1 protein-coding gene and 1 pseudogene are annotated in these 1192 nt (G+C 69.4%); both read left to right on the top strand.

What is annotated here, in order from left to right:
- Positions 1-267, top strand: a pseudogene (locus AB0L37_RS38335) (hypothetical protein); the annotation flags it as partial.
- Positions 267-1192 (top strand): putative T7SS-secreted protein (locus AB0L37_RS38330; protein ID WP_365516795.1); only part of this gene is annotated, 926 nt, incomplete at its 3' end. The pseudogene AB0L37_RS38335 and the gene AB0L37_RS38330, both read left to right, overlap by 1 nt.

Here is a 1192-nt window from a genome sequence, read left to right as displayed (position 1 = left end):
GCGAAATCGGGGGCCTACGGGGGCGTGGACTACAGCAAGGAGTCCTTCGACCAGGCCATGGCGAACAGCGCGCAGGGCTGGAAGGACGCCGGCCGCGACGTCATGACCTCGCACACCATGGGCCCGATGGGCCTCAACCCGCAGAACCTGCACGGCGCCGCGGGCATGTCCGACGCCCAGTACGACCAGTGGCTCGACGACACCTTCGGGCCCTCCCCCGAAGCCCGCGCGAAGGCCGCCGAACAGCAGGGCGGGGGCGAGGGCTGATGGGTGTTTTCGGCGACATCGGCAACGGCCTCAAAAACGGTCTCAACGACGGCCTCGGCAAACTCGAGGACGGCATCGACGCGGGCAAGAAACTCGTCGGCGAGGGCGTCGACTGGGGCACGGACAAGCTCGGCGACGGGCTCGACTACGTCGGCCTGCACGACGCGGCCGACGCCGTCGAGGACTGGGGCGACGACGTCGCCTCCGACCTCGGCGCCACCCCCGGCGAACAGCAGCTCGGTCAGAGCGAGGAAGCCAACGAACTCGTCCACGGCAACCCGGACAAGATCCGCGAGTCCGCCAAGCACCTCAAGGACTTCCACACCGCCTTCGACCACGTCAGCGCGGGCATGAAGAAGGTCGACTCCTCGGACTGGGCCGGCGAGGGCGGCGACGCCTTCCGCAAGAAATTCGGCGTCCATCCGACCAAGTGGGCCGAGGCCGCCGACGCCTGCGAGACCGCCGCCGGCGCCCTGGAGTCGTACGCCGACACCGTCAAGTGGGCCCAGGGCAAGGCGAAAGAGGCCATCGAGCTCTACAAGAAGGGCACGAAGGCCTCGAAGGACGCGGTCGACGCCTACAACAAGAGGGCCGACGCCTACAACGCCAAGATCAAGGCGAACGAGGACCCGGGCCCGCGGCCCGAACCGTTCCAGGACCCCGGCAAGGCCGACATCAAGAAGGCCCACGAGACCCTCGCCGAGGCCCGCAAGCAGCGCAACACGGCGGCATCCGAGGCGCAGACCAAGGTCAAGGCCGCCCTCGCCCACGCCCCCGCCGAACCCCCGCCGCTCGACCGCCTCGGCAACAACCTCGTCGACGGCTACCAAGCGGTCAACACCGAACTCACCCACGTCGTCGGCGGCGCCCTCAAAGGCACCGCCGGCCTCGTCAACTTCGCCCGCGGCCTCAACCCCACCGACCC

This window comes from Streptomyces sp. NPDC052225, from assembly GCF_040679615.1.
Classification (GTDB): domain Bacteria; phylum Actinomycetota; class Actinomycetes; order Streptomycetales; family Streptomycetaceae; genus Streptomyces.
Note: the sequence above shows the minus strand (reverse complement) of the source record. Positions and strands in the feature narration are given on the sequence as shown.